A 14,480-nucleotide genomic window follows, 5' to 3' on the forward strand; every position below is an offset into this window, starting at 1 on the left:
GCTTGTACCCATTGGTGAAAATTATAGCTTCGAAATCCGTTCAGGTAAACGATCGATGGATTGAATTACTTGATCCAATTTCGTTTCAATTCGATAAAGTAAAATTAACGTCACGGCGATTGGAAACCCAACTTCACTAATGAAAGGAAGGACATCCAACATCATTCCACCTCCAAGCTGTTTTTATAAAAAATTTAAAATATAGGTTGAAAGAGGTCTGAGGGATTAATCATTAAGTTTAGAAAAGGGAAGGTGGCGGCGATCCTTTCGGGAACAGCATGAAGCGAAGAGCCTACAGAGGAGCTTCCAAGTCGAAAAGGCTAAGCTGTACCAGGGAAAAATGCCGCCACCGAAATGAACCGTATTTTATGAAAGGAGCTATAATTTATAGATAGCTCCGATAAGATCAATTTTATTCGAGTTCAATCGAGACGACATTCCGTTCGACTAACCGTGCCTCTTTTGCTGAAACAAAGGATCCCGATGTTGAAAAAAATACCCCAGATGAAACGATTTGGTCCATCGCTGCCTTAATTTCAGAACCTGTTAAATCTTCTTTTGGATCATTGACGGTCAAACGGGCTGTTTTTCCTTCTTCTGTAAGGAAATACAGATCCAATGTTTTTTCCAAATGTATCACCTCCTATTAATTTTTTCTAATTACTCGATAATTTCCGTCCGATCGTTTCGCTCAATCGTAAAAAGGGGCAAGCTACAGAGGGATGCTAAAGCTTGAGCAGCAGAATAAAGATCATCGGCCGTCGCATCCGTATGAATGTTGTTATACGTTTTCCTTTTTACGATCATATTTCCTTCTTGATCCGTCCCCGCTTCATAAACGAGGCGAATATTAGAATCAAGAATTTTAGACTCGGCCATTATCTTTCACCTCCCTTTCACTAATGTTATAGATTGAAAAGGGAAAAAGGGATAAAAATACTATTTTTTATAACTTTCCCTTTCCTTTTTCGATTCATTTTTGCTATTTTATAAGGGAACGGAATTGATACTTATAACGAGCGAAAAAAGGAACAAAGGGGGAAAATTATGCTTGAGGGTTGGTTCCTATGGTTTATTTTATTTTGGGTAATCTTTTTAATTTTTTCCATGAGTATCGGTGGCTATTTTATGTTTCGTAAATTTTTAAAGAAATTACCAAAATCCGATGGGAAATCGGATATGGATTGGGAAATTTATTATATTGAAAAGACAAAACATTTATGGACAGACGAAAAATTATCCTTTTTAAATGAATTAGTCAGTCCAGTCCCAGAATTATTTCGTGATACAGCGAAACAAAAAATCGCGGGGAAAATTGGGGAGTTAGCCTTAAAGGAAAAGGCTCAAGAAATGACGATGGATTTAATTATTCGAGGCTATATTTTAGCTACACCGAAGCGGGATCATAAATTTTTACGAAAAAAATTAGACGAATTACAAATTCAAATACAAGAATACGAACATTATTTCTCATAATAGCTCTGTATAAGATGATTTGCACATAATTACCGTGAAAATAGAAAGAACCCTTTGTTATGCATAAAGGGTTCTTTCTGATGTTCAACAAAAGTTATGGTAAAAAGATTATTGGAATTGCGGTTTCTTATGGAGCAAATGCTTTAATAGATTAATATTTGAAAGAATCTATTTTGTTATATGACGGAATTACATCGTGTGGCGTTCGATTGTATCGACGATTCTCATTTCTTCAAAAGGTTTGACGATAAAATCCTTTGCCCCTGCTTCAATCGCATCCATAACAATTTTTTGCTGAGCCATTGCTGAACAAATAATAATTTGGGCATCAGGGTATTCATTTTTAATCATTTTGATCGCTTCGATTCCGTTCATATCTGGCATCGTAATATCCATGAATACTAAGTCCGGTCGATGGAATCTATACAATTGTACAGCTTCCTTACCCGTCTTCGCTTCAGCAGCCACTTCATGGTTTAATTTCCGAATGATATTTGATAACGTCATCCTCATAAATTGAGAATCGTCGACAATTAATATTTTGCCCATACGATGTCATCCTCCTAAACCGTGCAAAAAATTTAAAAGCCCATAAAACCGCCAAAAAAGGGAATTAACCAGTTGATAAATTTTGTCATTAAATCAAAGTACAGCATTACACCGATGGCAATCATAAATCCGCCACCGACTTTCATGATCGTTACGTTATGTTTTTGAATCCAATGCATTCTCCCAATAAAGAAGGAAAGCAAGACAAAGGGTAATGAAAAGCCGAGAACGTAACTAAACATGTAAATATAACTTTGCTCGGGATTGCTCGCTGCCATGGCGAGAATTGCCCCTAAAATCGGACCGGTACACGGCGTCCACCCGGCTGCAAAGGCTAATCCGATCAATACGGAACCGAGATACCCGCTTGGACGGTTTTTAAAAGTAAAACGTCTTTCCTTCATTAACAGTTCTGGCTTAATGATTCCGACAATCATCAATCCGAAAAGGACGATAAAGATCGCTCCAATTTGTCGAATCAAATCGGCACTATCGATAAACACGCTGTAAAAATAGTTCGTTCCATAGCCGATAACGATAAACACAATGGAAAAGCCTATTAAAAAGAAAAGAGTATGTAATAAGCTTCTCCGATGTAAAAAAATGTTTTCATCCTTTAATTCGTCGACACTCATTCCTGTAATATAAGATAAAAAGGCTGGATAAAGCGGCAGTACACATGGCGATATAAAACTTAAAAAGCCCGCACCAAAAGCAGCAAAAACAGTTAACTCGTCCAAAACCATTCCCCCTTTTACATCCCCCGCCCAAATTAAATGGCGTAACTTACAACCATTTTAACAAAAGAAATAAAAAGAAAGGTAGAAAACTGATTGTGAATATTTTGTGACGGTCCAAAGGAGAATCTGATTATTCTTTCACTGCATCAACCATATTTTCCGATAAGCCATTTTGTAACAAATACATTTTATAATACAATCCTTTTTTAGAAAGCAACTGTTGATGGGTACCCCGCTCAACGATTTCCCCTTTGTGCAATACGATAATCTGATCCGCATCTTGGATGGTCGAAAGTCTATGGGCAATAGCAATGGTCGTTCGTCCCTTTCTCATTCGGACTAACGCTTCTTGGATTAGTTCTTCCGTTTCCGTATCGATATTCGCCGTCGCTTCATCTAAAATTAATATTTTCGGATTTATCGCAATCGTTCTGGCGAAAGTGATTAACTGTCTTTGACCGGTGGAAAAAGTAGATCCCCTTTCTGTTACATGATAATTATATCCGTTAGGTAATTTTTCAATAAAGGAATGGGCTTGAACAAATCGGGCAGCATCTCTTATTTGATCATCGGAAATTTGTTCATTATATAGACGAATATTATCTTTGATTGTTCCATAAAACAGAAAAGGATCTTGCAAAACGAGTCCCATTTTTTTCCGAATCTCTTGAATCGGGAAAGTTTTAATCGATTGGCCATCGATATAAATGTCCCCACGGTCAAATTCATAAAAACGCATTAGTAAATTAACAATGGAGCTCTTCCCACTACCGGTATGTCCGACAAGGGCGATTGTTTCACCAGGTTCCGCTGTAAAACTAATATTTTTTAAAACGTCTGTTTTCCCATCATAGGAAAAGGATACATTTCGAAATTCTACCCTCCCGGATGTTATTTTTGCCGCTGGACTTTCCTCTTGGCTTGGAGCTAGTTCTTTCTCATCGAGCAGCTGAAATACCCGGGAAGCAGATACAATGGCCTGCTGGAAAAAGCTCAATTGCTGCATTGCTTGGTTGACCGGTTCAAAAAAACGATTCAAGTAATGAACGAAGGCAAACAAAACCCCGATTTCAATCGATGTATTCATCGAAGTAACCCCAAAAAAACTAAGAACAATGATGATTCCAAAAATATAAACTAAATCTACTGCTGGTCTTAAAAGCAACCCGTCAATTTTAATATTTTTTAACCCCGCTTGGAAATGTTCATCATTAATTTTACCGAACTCCTTTTTCATCCTTTCTTCTTGCCGAAACATTTGAACGATTGCCATACCTTGGAGCGATTCGTTCAATTTCGTGTTTAACTGACTCAGTTTTTCGCGTAAAGTTTGGTAAAATTGGGAACTGAATTGACGATACGATTTGATAATCCAAAACAAAACGGGTAAAAATAATAGACAAAGTAAAGCAAGCTTAACATCAAGATAAAACATAGCGATAAAGGTACCGATAATAAATAACCCACTTTGAAGAAAAATGGCAAGGACGCTAACGAACATTTCTTTAATGGCTTCCGTATCGTTTGTCACACGGGAAACAATCCCCCCACCTGGCGTTTGGTCAAAAAATCGCATACCCAGTTTCTGTACTTTACTAAAGACATCCACACGTAATTGCTGAATTATTTTTAATGCTATTACTTGAAATTGGACCGATTGGAAATACATAAGAAATCCGTTTGCCACGATGATGAAAAAATAAATACTACCAAGAAGAAATAATTCATCAAATGGAAAAACCGCCGGTGCTACGTAATCGTCGATAAAAATTTTCACGAAAATTGGACCGATTACATCACCGATGGTGGCGAGCACAAGTAATAAAAATGCAAAGATCATTTGCTTTTTATGGGGCTTTGTATATGACATTAATCGAATCAAAACTTGTCTTTGTTCCTTAGAGTTCAACTGTTTATTTTCCATTACTGGAACTTCCCCCCCTTTTTACTTCCATTTCCAACTGTTGTTGGTGATACATATCCCGATACCATCCTTCTTTAGTCATCAATTGTTCATGGGTTCCTTTCTCGACCAGTTTTCCATTTTCAATAACGATAATAAGATCCGCATGTTGAATGGCACTTAATCGATGGGATGTAATAATCGTCGTTTTCCCTTTTCGATTCTCTTTTAAAGCGGTTAAAATCGCTTCTTCTGTTTTTGCATCAACACTTGATAAAGCATCATCTAAAATTAAAATTTCCGGATTTAAAAGGAGTGCACGGGCGATCGAAATTCGTTGCTTCTGACCACCAGATAAACTAACCCCCCGTTCACCGACAACGGTCATATACCCATTTGGAAAAGAGAGAATATCTTCGTGAACCGATGCAATTTTTGCTGCCTCTTCAATTTCTTCCATCGATGCATTTGGATTGGCAAAAGCGATATTTTCTTTAATCGTTGTTGAAAACAAAAAATGATCTTGTGGTACATAACCGAATGCCCTTCGATAGAAATCCAATTTCATATTTTGAATGGGAATGTTTCCGATTTTAATTTCTCCTTCAAAATTTTCGAACTCCCGAATGAGTAATTTTAAAATGCTCGTTTTCCCTGCACCCGTTTTTCCGACAATTCCTAACGTTTGTCCCCGTTTAATGGAAAAATGAATCGTATCTAATGCATATCGGTCTGTATTTGGATAGGAAAAGCGATCGACACGATATTTAATATCTCCACTTGGAACGAGTTCGACGGCTTCCGGCTGATCTTTTACATCCGCCCGTTCATTTAATAATGATAAAATCCGATTGTATGAAGCATGTCCCCGTTCCACGATATTGAAAAACCAACCGAACGCTAACATCGGCCAAATTAACATTCCGAGATACGTATTAAATGCGATGAGTTCTCCAATTGTAAGGGATCCTTCCACCACATACTTTGCACCGAAACCGATTGATAAAAAGAAGGATAAACCGACGACAACGGAAATCGTAGGATCATATAAACTATCGATTTTTGCCACAGCGATATTTTTCCGAACAACATCTTCCGATTGATCGCGAAAGGAGGCAATATTTTCTTCCTCCTGTCCAAACGCTTTCAGAACTTTGATCCCGGATATGCTTTCTTGGGTTTTATCATTTAATGAAGAAAAGGCTTCTTGCGCCACACGAAATCGCTTATGGAGCTTCTTACCGTATAAACTCGTTAAGAATGCGATAATTGGCATTGGCAATAAACTTATCAATGTTAGTTTCCAACTAATTGTCGTAGCCATAGCTAAAATGACAAATCCACCGGTTGCAATGGAATCAACGAGGGTTAAGATTCCTGCCCCTGCCGTTTGTTGAACAGCTTGTATGTCATTTGTCGCATGGGCCATTAAATCGCCGATCCGTTTTTTTTGATAAAAGATTGAAGACATTTTTGTAAAATGGTCATACAATTGGGTTCGTAACTGTTTTGCCAATTTCACCGATGAACCAAAAATGTATATACGCCAGTAATACCTTAGCCCATACATGGTAAGCCCAGTTAAAATGAGAAGTAAAAGCCAACCGAAAAGTTCTTTAGCAGTTAAAGTTCTGCCACCGATTTCATCGGCAACAATCCCGATGATTTTCGGGGGGACTAATTGCAAAATCGCAACAAAAAATAACATACCAATACCGATCAAATATGATTTCCGCTCTTGTTTAAAAAACCAGCGCAAAAGAATAAATACTTTCATCGATCTTCCCCCGTATAATTCAAATTCAGTCTTTTCTAAACTCATATATTTTAACAAATTTTTATTTAATCGGGAAGGTGTTTAAAGAAAAATAATTATTAACATATGTTGACTAAATATAATACATGTAATAAAATTATTACATGAAAAACATACAAAGTGGAGATGACCTGTTGCAAGTGTTGGAAGCTTTATCGAACCCCTATCGGCTAAAAATCATTTCCATTCTCTACCAGGAAAGACAATATGTCAGTCAATTAGCAAGACTTTTAGAAATTAGCCGACCTCTTCTTTATTTGCATTTGCAAAAATTAGAGGATGCTGGATTAATCTGTGGAAAATTGGAATTATCCGAGGAAGGGAAGGCGGTGAAATATTACGAACTGATTCCTTTTTCCATACCGTTAAACCCTGAAAAAATTGGGGAATTATCCGAAAGTTTAACATTAAAAAAACAAAAGAAGAATCGATAACGTTTTGTTTTACGGAAGGAGTTGTTATTATATGTTCAACTGGTTCGATGCATTGTATCAATTAATCATGCTTTTCAGTTGGCTTGCTCCGATTGCATTTATTCTTTTCGCCATCATATATGGTTATCGTGTGTTAAAAAGGGTGGAAAAGCGGTCGGAGGAAAAACTTCAGATCAATCGAGAGTCCGTTCATTTACAAAGGAAACAAATGGAAATTATTGATCAGGTGGATCATCAATTGATTACCATTGAAAAAGTATTAAAAAATTTACAATAAAAGCAAAAACAGGAGGGTACGTCATCGATGGGAATGTTAATGGTCGGAATAATCCCTTTCGTTTTCTTATTCATCATCATTCCAATCCTTTTAATGATTTTAATATATCATTTTGTTAAACGTGCTGAAATGCGGGCAGATGAAAAACTAAATATCGAACGGGAGAATTTGAAACTTCAAAAAGAGCAAATTAGTCGATTAGAACAATTACAACAACGGATTCATCAAATTGAACATATGTTAACAAATGTAGATTAAAAAACAAAAATCACCTTGTCGGTCGAATATTTTTCCGGTTCAAGGTGATTTTTCTATTGGTAAGTGTTCTTCGCAAGATGTATTAAGATTTCGTTTGTTGTTTGTTTAATGCATTCATCATTTGGTTAATTTTCTTTTGTGATGGTTTCATACCCATTTGCATCATCATAACACGAATCATTTGCTCATTAATGGGTGGATTTTTCTTTAAATAATCCATCATATATTTTCTGGCAATAAAAAAGCCGATGGCAATTCCTGCAAGCAATGCTGCAGCAACGATTAAATAACCCCACCATTCCATTCATTAAATCCTCCTTCTTGTTGTCTATTTAACAGTGTACTAAAGGAAGTCCATTTTTACAATATATAACAATGATTTTTTTCCTGGACCATCGGATTTCGATTTATCATAATGGTTTCACTTTACATATTTTCGATCTTTTAAAGGTTTTAACCATCCGAATCGTTCATTTTCCAAGTCTAATGCGAAAAAATGAATATCCAAACTTTTCAATGTGTCCATAAAAATGAATTCGGCAAACATATCCCCACTAGATTTCACATGAAGTTTTTTGTGCTCCAAGAAAAGTTCCGTATCTCCCCTTTTGTTTACTATTAGGAAAGATTTCCTTTTAATGATCAAATCCGTTCGTTTACCTAACTCCTGAAGGATATGTGAATATATGTATTTCGTAGGAATTGGCTTTGTAATATATTCCACCTGTTTGATCAGTATATCCTTGATTCCTTCTCCCGATTCATGGCATTCCTTAAATAATTGAAAGAACATTTGTTCCCTTCCGTAAAAGTATATAGCGAATAAATCCTCGATAATATATAAATCATATTGTCGCATTCTTTTATCTCCTTTCCGAATGTTCAACGGCATTTTTCCAATTCATTCATCCATTCTACTAATCTTTATACTAGTTTAACGGAAAGGAAATAAAATGATTGTCGAATTTTACTGGAAAAGGATACAAATTTTATCGAAAATTTACAATTAAATGGAATATATCATTTCAAGTCCTTTTTCCGATTATACAATAACCAATGTTTGAAAGAAAAAATGGGAATTCAAAGAATTAGAACCCTTTGAATTCCCAAGAGGTTTTATGAAAGTAAATGTTTCACTTGTTTCACAACATTTTCCACAGTAAATCCATATTCTTGCATGATTAATTCACCTTTTCCAGATGCACCGAACCGATCGATGGCTAAAACTTCACCCTCATCGCCGATATATCGTTCCCAACCGAGAGATGCACCCATTTCAAGGGCCAAGCGTTTTTTCACTTGTTTCGGTAAAACTGATTGTTTATATTCTTCCGATTGTTTTCCAAAGCGATCCCAGCTCGGCATACTAATTACAGCTACGTCAATTCCATCTTCGGCCAATATTTTTTGTGCTTCTACTGCTAGACTGACTTCCGAACCGGTAGCAAGTAATAATGCTTGCGGTTCTCCTTTCGCAGGTGAAAGAACGTATGCCCCTTTCGATACACCTTCATAAGCCTTTTGATCCGTACCTTCTAAAGTTGGAAGGTTTTGTCTTGTTAAAACTAAGGCTGTAGGCGTATTTTCTGATTCTAAGGCGAGTTTCCATGCGGCAGCTGTTTCGTTTGCATCCGCAGGACGAATGACAGAAAGGTTAGGCATTGCTCGTAATGAGGCCAATTGTTCAATCGGTTCATGGGTTGGTCCGTCTTCACCTACAGCGATACTATCATGGGTGAAAACATATGTGACCGGTAATCCCATTAACGCTGCTAGGCGAATCGCTGGACGTAAGTAATCAGAGAAAACGAAAAAGGTCCCTCCGAATACTTTTAAACCACCGTGTAATGCCATCCCGTTTAATGCAGCACCCATCGCAAATTCCCGAACGCCAAACCAAATATTTCTACCTTCATAAGCATTAGGTAAAAAGTCTTGTCCATCTTTGATCGTCGTTTTGTTCGAACTTGCTAAATCTGCCGATCCACCGAAAAAGTAAGGAACGCGTTTAGCAATAGCGTTCAGTACTTCACCTGATGAAGCACGACTTGCTAATTTGGAACCCGTCTCATATACTGGAATATCCTTGTCCCAGTCTTCAGGTAATTGGCCATTGATCGCTAATTCCAACTGTTTTCCTAATTGTGGATAAGCTTTTTTGTATTGTTCAAATAAACGATTCCATTCCTCTTCCGCCTGTTTCCCTTTTTCAACAACATATTTTTTAAATTGAGCATATACCTCATCTGGAACATGGAATTCGTCATATTTCCAATTATAATTTTCCTTCGTCAATTGTAGTTCATCTTTTCCAAGGGGAGCTCCATGAACACTGGATGTCCCTGCCTTGTTCGGTGAACCGTAACCGATGACCGTTTTCACCTCAATCATCGTCGGTCTTGAAACATCCTTTTTCGCCTCTTCAATAGCCTTAGCAATTTCATCCAAGTTATTTCCGTCTTCCACTAAAATATATTGCCAGCCGTAAGATTTAAATCGGTCGGCGACACTTTCGGAGAAGGATTTATTTAAATCTCCATCTAAGGAAATATCATTTGAATCATACAAAACGATTAACCGCCCGAGTTTTAAATGTCCTGCCAATGAGGCTGCCTCTGCGGAAACTCCTTCCATCAAATCACCGTCACCACAAAGGGCATATGTATAGTGGTTAATGATCTCAAATGAATCTTTATTGTAAGTAGCAGCTAAATGCCGTTCAGCCATCGCCATCCCTACAGCCATGGCAATTCCTTGTCCAAGGGGCCCAGTCGTTGCTTCAACCCCTGGCGTATGTCCAAATTCAGGATGACCAGGTGTTTTACTTCCTAGTTGGCGGAATTGTTTTAAATCTTCCATCGTTACGTCATAACCGGATAAATGTAGAAGGCTATATAAAAGAGCCGAGCCGTGTCCAGCTGACAAAACGAAGCGATCACGATTAAACCATTTTGGATTATTAGGATTATGATTCATAAACCGCGTCCAGAGGGTATATGCCATCGGCGCACTTCCCATTGGCATACCCGGGTGGCCGGAATTTGCCTGTTCAATTGCGTCAATCGATAACGTTCGAATCGTATTGACAGCCAATTCATCAACGTGATTAAACACTAAAATCAATCCTTTCAAAAATATAATCGTACTCTTTTATATTAATATTGATTACAAATATTAACAACTAGAACATTGAAAATAAAGGAAACGTTTTTCGAAAAATCGTTGAACACTTTTTAGAAAACAAGTACGAAGCATCCAACGATTCCATCAAATACCTTCGCACCGAAAAAACTACTTCCCCTAAATATCCATTGATACATAATCGGAGAGTCAATGGCATTTTAAAAGGAACATCCAAAAAAATGCTAAGAAATGATAGCATAAATCCCGTTGAAAAAAGGAAAGGAATTAGAATTTATTCGATTGAAAAAAAGTTGTGACTGACTTTCGAATAGTAGGAAAGGGTTGAAAACTTTTCGAAATCAGAGAAAATCGTAGTACAAATCGTTGGAGATTGATGGTTCTTTTATATGTCGAACCTGTTTCCTAATGGAAATATTTTTTGTTTTTTATCCGTTTGATTTTTTCTGGTGTAACATCATTTCCATTCGGATCGATAATCGTCACATTTTCAATTGTATGTTTCATCGATTGGCGGAAGGCTTGTAAATATTCTGCTCGTAACTTCGATTGTTCCCTTGCCTCGTCCATCGTTAAACCTTCCCGCTTTTTCTTCGCAGCCAGTTCATTAATTCGAGCGATTTTTTCCTTCGACAACATCATAAAAACTCCTTCCTGATGTATATGATTTCATATTATAACGATTTTTATCATTCGTTATGGTAGCTACCGAGTATCACAATCGATCATTATCATACTTTTCCTATCGTACAAAAATGATGAAACCTTTGCAAATGTTCCAACCGATGTTCAGTTTTTCTCATCTTTTTTCTCTTTATATTCTTGGTATCGGCGATGAACGGTAGCTTTTGAAAGATCATATCCAAATCCCCTCAAAGTCGCCGCAATTTCATGGAAGGTAAGCCCCATGTTTCTTAGTCGAACGATTTCTTCGATTGGTACCTCTTTCTTCTCCCTTCCACCTGGATTTCCACGATGTTTTAAATTCTTTTCCGGACGATAACCTAATTCAACAGCTCGTTTCATTCCCCTTTGAATTTTAATATTATGTAATTTCCGTTGATATTCTTCAACGAGACTGATGATTTGCAATACCATGGAATCGGCCTCTGAAATTTGTAATTGACCTTGATGGGAAATTGTATAAATTTGAACACTATATTTTAACAATAAATGTAAAAGGACAATCTTTCCATTCCCCCGCCCTAATCGGGTTTCGTCTTGAACGAGTAGTGCGTTAATCTTTCCATCCCGAGCAAGTTCTAAAATTTCAAGCAATCCTTCCCTTTCTAGGTCGTAGCCACTCGCCTTTTCCTTAATCGTTCGAATCACTTCAATACCGTACGTTTGAGCAAGGGATAATAACTCTTCTTCTTGTCTAGCTAAAGAAGTCTCTTGTGTCTCTTTTGTCGTACTCACTCTACAATAAATGGCTGCTTTCAAAAAATCACCTTCAATATTCATGATGTTTACAATCGGTCTGTTGATCGATTTCCTGCATGGAAGAAATCTTACATCTTACACCCACCACCATACGATAAGATGGGAGTTTAAAAAATGCATCTAAAGTATTAGATTCAATCGAATGGATTCGAATTTAAAGAGTTATCGACGATTTGCATTTCGACCCTTTCCTTTTCCATATTTGTATTAGATTCATTTTTCGTCAATAGATGAACGGAAAGAAGTCCACATATGAAAGTTACAATTAATAATAATATTACATAACTATATCGTTCCCACAACCTTTGGATTAACATACTTTTCACTCCCGTGCGAATATTTGTTCGATATTTACATTTTAGTACGAACATACATTTGTGTCAATAAAAATTCGAACTAATGTTTGCTAGTAAAGTTTGGAATATGGTATACTATTAAAAAATATGTCGCGAGGTGTAATATATGACCAAACTATCGAAACGACAGCAGGAAATATTGAATTTTATTAAAAGTGAAGTGAAAGAAAAGGGATATCCCCCATCTGTTCGGGAAATTGGTGAAGCTGTCGGATTATCATCTAGTTCAACGGTCCATGGTCATTTAGCAAGGTTGGAGAGCAAAGGACTCATCCGTCGTGATCCGACAAAACCGAGGGCAATCGAGATTCTCGACGATTTTCGAGAGGATGAAGAGGATATACCCGTTCGAAAAGTACCGATCGTCGGAAAAGTCACAGCAGGATTACCAATTACGGCGATCGAAAATATTGAAGATTATTTCCCTTTACCGGAAAGGATTGCACCGAGTGGTGAAAAAGTGTTTATGTTGGAAATTATGGGAGATAGTATGATTGATGCTGGAATTTTAGATGGGGATTACGTCGTCGTCCGCCAACAAAATACGGCTGAAAATGGCGATATTGTCGTTGCTATGACGGAAGAAAATGAGGCGACGGTGAAACGGTTTTATAAAGAAAAACATTTTATTCGCCTTCAACCGGAAAATCCGACGATGGATCCCATTATCGTACCAAATGTAACGATTTTAGGAAAAGTTATCGGTGTGTTTCGACACATATATTAAGAAAAAATGTTTATAATACTTACTAGTAATTTTAACCATATGTATTGTGGCACAAAAACACGATGTGTTCATTGTGCCTCATTTCATGTTAAAAGAGATTTTTTGATTAAATCAAATGGATACTTAGACGTATGTGAGGTATGCGTATGAATGTTACAATTTCCATTCATTATAAGAAAAATGATGTGAAGGTTGTTCAACGGGGAACATTTCCAGTTGATTATCGACGGTTTAAAGAAAATGAGCAGTTGGAAGTCACAAACGTAGCCAAAGGGTTTTTGTCTGATATTAAGAAAGAGATGGGAAAAATTGATATTGAAAAAGTGACATACAACGAAAAATACGATATTACAAGTGCACTAATTCCATTTATTTAATTTTTCAATCTTTAACCAGTGAGGGGCGATGAACCTCCGTCCCCCACTGAAAGCTTCCATGCCCTCTGCGATTGTCTCTTTGATGAGGGGTATTCATCTTGATTCAATCAACATATCACAGCTTTCACGTCGATTAAATGGAATGAAAGCTAAATTTCAAGGTAATTCTTTATTCGGGGAAATACAAGTTAAGACACATTACACAAATATAAATATGGTGTTAAAGAGCATTAACTCAATAAACAATCCACTAAAGCTGAAATGAAGTTTATTTTTTTATTGTTTGTGGGTGTTTTGTAGGTGCGGTTGTGAGTGGATATATAAAAGCACGGCTTTTTGGCCGTGCTTAATTTTTAATTATACATTGAAAATAGCCCTTAATATGTAAGATCTAAACTTCTGGGCTGACGAAAGGTATCATCGACACAACAAAGTTTCAATCCCTCATAGGTAAGATCTAAACTGAATTTGTATGCTTCTTTCAGGACAATCCGAGCTTGGTTTCAATCCCTCATAGGTAAGATCTAAACCGTTTCAACCAACGCATAAGCAAACGGGTCAAATGCGGTGTTTCAATCCCTTATAGGTAAGATCTAAACCGCCTGCCGTCCGATATGCCGTATTGCCCTCCGACACAAGTTTCAATCCCTTATAGGTAAGATCTAAACTTTTCCGCCAAAAACGTTTTGAGTGACGCTTGTACATCGTAGTTTCAATCCCTCATAGGTAAGATCTAAACCCAAAAAATGTTGATAAATCAACGTTTTTTATTTATTCAATTTTTCGGGAATATTATAACAAATCGGTTCTTTTTTGACAAGTATTGGTTGAAAAGCGTTGATCTATCAAGGTATAGAAAGGATTGTGAAAAAATCACAAACTGTCGTCGATCCCCAGGGGTTTTTGCACTACTGGAGGTCGACGACAATTTTATTACGATAATTTTATCTCAAATGTTCGTAATGAAATATCCCGACTCATCA

General features: G+C 36.9%; 19 protein-coding genes and 1 CRISPR repeat array. Of the genes, 6 read left to right on the top strand and 13 right to left on the bottom strand.

Features of this window, described 5'->3' with window-relative positions:
* Nucleotides 1-21 precede the first annotated feature (21 nt).
* The 3 genes from OE105_RS05120 to OE105_RS05130 all read right to left on the bottom strand — a co-directional run bounded on the left by OE105_RS05120 (nucleotide 22) and on the right by OE105_RS05130 (nucleotide 879).
* On the bottom strand, nucleotides 22-162 hold the full coding sequence (locus tag OE105_RS05120; protein WP_275421666.1) for a YvrJ family protein: 141 nt from the start codon (nucleotides 160-162) through the stop codon (nucleotides 22-24).
* Between the two features lie 250 nt (nucleotides 163-412).
* Nucleotides 413-631: a DUF2922 domain-containing protein gene (locus OE105_RS05125; RefSeq protein WP_275421667.1), complete on the bottom strand. Its 219-nt coding sequence runs from the start codon at nucleotides 629-631 to the stop codon at nucleotides 413-415.
* A gap of 29 nt (nucleotides 632-660) precedes the next feature.
* Nucleotides 661-879, bottom strand: a complete 219-nt coding sequence (locus OE105_RS05130) for a DUF1659 domain-containing protein (RefSeq protein WP_275421668.1) — start codon at nucleotides 877-879, stop codon at nucleotides 661-663.
* 168 nt (nucleotides 880-1,047) lie between these two features.
* Here OE105_RS05130 and OE105_RS05135 point away from each other — a divergent pair, with 168 nt between their 5' ends.
* Complete coding sequence (locus OE105_RS05135) at nucleotides 1,048-1,476, top strand: DUF2621 domain-containing protein (protein ID WP_275421669.1); 429 nt, start codon at nucleotides 1,048-1,050, stop codon at nucleotides 1,474-1,476.
* Between the two features lie 189 nt (nucleotides 1,477-1,665).
* On the opposite strand, the gene OE105_RS05140 is transcribed toward OE105_RS05135, so the two are convergent.
* The 4 genes from OE105_RS05140 to OE105_RS05155 all read right to left on the bottom strand — a co-directional run bounded on the left by OE105_RS05140 (nucleotide 1,666) and on the right by OE105_RS05155 (nucleotide 6,445).
* A complete protein-coding gene (locus OE105_RS05140; protein WP_275421670.1) occupies nucleotides 1,666-2,025 on the bottom strand; it encodes a response regulator in 360 nt (119 codons plus the stop codon).
* 32 nt (nucleotides 2,026-2,057) lie between these two features.
* A complete protein-coding gene (locus OE105_RS05145; RefSeq protein WP_275421671.1) occupies nucleotides 2,058-2,771 on the bottom strand; it encodes a cytochrome c biogenesis CcdA family protein in 714 nt (237 codons plus the stop codon).
* A gap of 124 nt (nucleotides 2,772-2,895) precedes the next feature.
* The gene (locus tag OE105_RS05150; RefSeq protein WP_275421672.1) at nucleotides 2,896-4,689 is read right to left on the bottom strand and encodes an ABC transporter ATP-binding protein; all 1,794 of its coding nucleotides are present in this window, start codon (nucleotides 4,687-4,689) and stop codon (nucleotides 2,896-2,898) included.
* Complete coding sequence (locus OE105_RS05155) at nucleotides 4,679-6,445, bottom strand: ABC transporter transmembrane domain-containing protein (protein WP_275421673.1); 1,767 nt, start codon at nucleotides 6,443-6,445, stop codon at nucleotides 4,679-4,681. Before OE105_RS05155 ends, OE105_RS05150 begins: the two co-directional genes overlap by 11 nt.
* A 179-nt stretch (nucleotides 6,446-6,624) precedes the next feature.
* Here OE105_RS05155 and OE105_RS05160 point away from each other — a divergent pair, with 179 nt between their 5' ends.
* Genes OE105_RS05160 through OE105_RS05170 form a run of 3 tightly spaced genes read left to right on the top strand, consistent with a single transcriptional unit; the run spans nucleotide 6,625 to nucleotide 7,453 of the window.
* A complete protein-coding gene (locus tag OE105_RS05160) occupies nucleotides 6,625-6,918 on the top strand; it encodes an ArsR/SmtB family transcription factor (protein WP_275422099.1) in 294 nt (97 codons plus the stop codon).
* A gap of 31 nt (nucleotides 6,919-6,949) precedes the next feature.
* Nucleotides 6,950-7,195, top strand: coding sequence for a hypothetical protein (locus tag OE105_RS05165; RefSeq protein WP_275421674.1), 246 nt, complete (start codon nucleotides 6,950-6,952; stop codon nucleotides 7,193-7,195).
* Nucleotides 7,196-7,222: 27 nt separating this feature from the next.
* Nucleotides 7,223-7,453 carry a hypothetical protein gene (locus tag OE105_RS05170; RefSeq protein ID WP_275421675.1) on the top strand — a complete coding sequence of 77 codons (231 nt, stop codon included), beginning with the start codon at nucleotides 7,223-7,225 and terminating at the stop codon, nucleotides 7,451-7,453.
* Nucleotides 7,454-7,535: 82 nt separating this feature from the next.
* Here the strand turns inward: OE105_RS05170 and OE105_RS05175 are convergent, their stop codons facing one another.
* From OE105_RS05175 to OE105_RS05200, 6 genes are all read right to left on the bottom strand, one after another.
* A complete protein-coding gene (locus OE105_RS05175; protein WP_275421676.1) occupies nucleotides 7,536-7,757 on the bottom strand; it encodes a YneF family protein in 222 nt (73 codons plus the stop codon).
* 117 nt (nucleotides 7,758-7,874) lie between these two features.
* The gene (gene sirA / locus OE105_RS05180) at nucleotides 7,875-8,312 is read right to left on the bottom strand and encodes a sporulation inhibitor of replication protein SirA (protein WP_275421677.1); all 438 of its coding nucleotides are present in this window, start codon (nucleotides 8,310-8,312) and stop codon (nucleotides 7,875-7,877) included.
* Nucleotides 8,313-8,569: 257 nt separating this feature from the next.
* Complete coding sequence (tkt, locus tag OE105_RS05185; RefSeq protein WP_275421678.1) at nucleotides 8,570-10,567, bottom strand: transketolase; 1,998 nt, start codon at nucleotides 10,565-10,567, stop codon at nucleotides 8,570-8,572.
* Nucleotides 10,568-10,999: 432 nt separating this feature from the next.
* The gene (locus OE105_RS05190) at nucleotides 11,000-11,233 is read right to left on the bottom strand and encodes a DUF896 domain-containing protein (protein WP_275422100.1); all 234 of its coding nucleotides are present in this window, start codon (nucleotides 11,231-11,233) and stop codon (nucleotides 11,000-11,002) included.
* A gap of 150 nt (nucleotides 11,234-11,383) precedes the next feature.
* Complete coding sequence (locus OE105_RS05195) at nucleotides 11,384-12,037, bottom strand: YneB family resolvase-like protein (protein WP_275421679.1); 654 nt, start codon at nucleotides 12,035-12,037, stop codon at nucleotides 11,384-11,386.
* Between the two features lie 134 nt (nucleotides 12,038-12,171).
* Nucleotides 12,172-12,354, bottom strand: a complete 183-nt coding sequence (locus OE105_RS05200) for a hypothetical protein (RefSeq protein WP_275421680.1) — start codon at nucleotides 12,352-12,354, stop codon at nucleotides 12,172-12,174.
* A 145-nt stretch (nucleotides 12,355-12,499) separates the two neighbouring features.
* Between OE105_RS05200 and lexA the strand changes: the two genes are divergently transcribed.
* Together lexA and OE105_RS05210 are read left to right on the top strand one after the other, a co-directional pair.
* The gene (lexA, locus tag OE105_RS05205; RefSeq protein WP_275421681.1) at nucleotides 12,500-13,120 is read left to right on the top strand and encodes a transcriptional repressor LexA; all 621 of its coding nucleotides are present in this window, start codon (nucleotides 12,500-12,502) and stop codon (nucleotides 13,118-13,120) included.
* 146 nt (nucleotides 13,121-13,266) lie between these two features.
* Nucleotides 13,267-13,497, top strand: coding sequence for a hypothetical protein (locus OE105_RS05210; protein ID WP_275421682.1), 231 nt, complete (start codon nucleotides 13,267-13,269; stop codon nucleotides 13,495-13,497).
* A 433-nt stretch (nucleotides 13,498-13,930) separates the two neighbouring features.
* Nucleotides 13,931-14,236: direct repeats of the CRISPR family, unit length 30 nt; unit sequence GTTTCAATCCCTCATAGGTAAGATCTAAAC.
* The last annotated feature ends 244 nt before the right edge of the window (nucleotides 14,237-14,480 follow it).

Origin of the sequence: Fervidibacillus halotolerans (genome assembly GCF_026547205.1) — a bacterium.
Classification (GTDB): Bacteria; Bacillota; Bacilli; order Bacillales; family Caldibacillaceae; genus Fervidibacillus; species Fervidibacillus halotolerans.

Bases quoted from the DNA above. Each gene is read 5' to 3' on its own strand.
- OE105_RS05120 (WP_275421666.1), bottom strand. From the start codon at position 162: ATGTTGGATGTCCTTCCTTTCATTAGTGAAGTTGGGTTTCCAATCGCC.
- OE105_RS05130 (WP_275421668.1), bottom strand. From the start codon at position 879: ATGGCCGAGTCTAAAATTCTTGATTCTAATATTCGCCTCGTTTATGAA.
- OE105_RS05135 (WP_275421669.1), top strand. From the start codon at position 1,048: ATGCTTGAGGGTTGGTTCCTATGGTTTATTTTATTTTGGGTAATCTTT.
- OE105_RS05140 (WP_275421670.1), bottom strand. From the start codon at position 2,025: ATGGGCAAAATATTAATTGTCGACGATTCTCAATTTATGAGGATGACG.
- OE105_RS05145 (WP_275421671.1), bottom strand. From the start codon at position 2,771: ATGGTTTTGGACGAGTTAACTGTTTTTGCTGCTTTTGGTGCGGGCTTT.
- OE105_RS05150 (WP_275421672.1), bottom strand. From the start codon at position 4,689: ATGGAAAATAAACAGTTGAACTCTAAGGAACAAAGACAAGTTTTGATT.
- OE105_RS05155 (WP_275421673.1), bottom strand. From the start codon at position 6,445: ATGAAAGTATTTATTCTTTTGCGCTGGTTTTTTAAACAAGAGCGGAAA.
- OE105_RS05165 (WP_275421674.1), top strand. From the start codon at position 6,950: ATGTTCAACTGGTTCGATGCATTGTATCAATTAATCATGCTTTTCAGT.
- OE105_RS05170 (WP_275421675.1), top strand. From the start codon at position 7,223: ATGGGAATGTTAATGGTCGGAATAATCCCTTTCGTTTTCTTATTCATC.
- OE105_RS05175 (WP_275421676.1), bottom strand. From the start codon at position 7,757: ATGGAATGGTGGGGTTATTTAATCGTTGCTGCAGCATTGCTTGCAGGA.
- sirA (WP_275421677.1), bottom strand. From the start codon at position 8,312: ATGCGACAATATGATTTATATATTATCGAGGATTTATTCGCTATATAC.
- OE105_RS05190 (WP_275422100.1), bottom strand. From the start codon at position 11,233: ATGTTGTCGAAGGAAAAAATCGCTCGAATTAATGAACTGGCTGCGAAG.
- OE105_RS05200 (WP_275421680.1), bottom strand. From the start codon at position 12,354: ATGTTAATCCAAAGGTTGTGGGAACGATATAGTTATGTAATATTATTA.
- lexA (WP_275421681.1), top strand. From the start codon at position 12,500: ATGACCAAACTATCGAAACGACAGCAGGAAATATTGAATTTTATTAAA.
- OE105_RS05210 (WP_275421682.1), top strand. From the start codon at position 13,267: ATGAATGTTACAATTTCCATTCATTATAAGAAAAATGATGTGAAGGTT.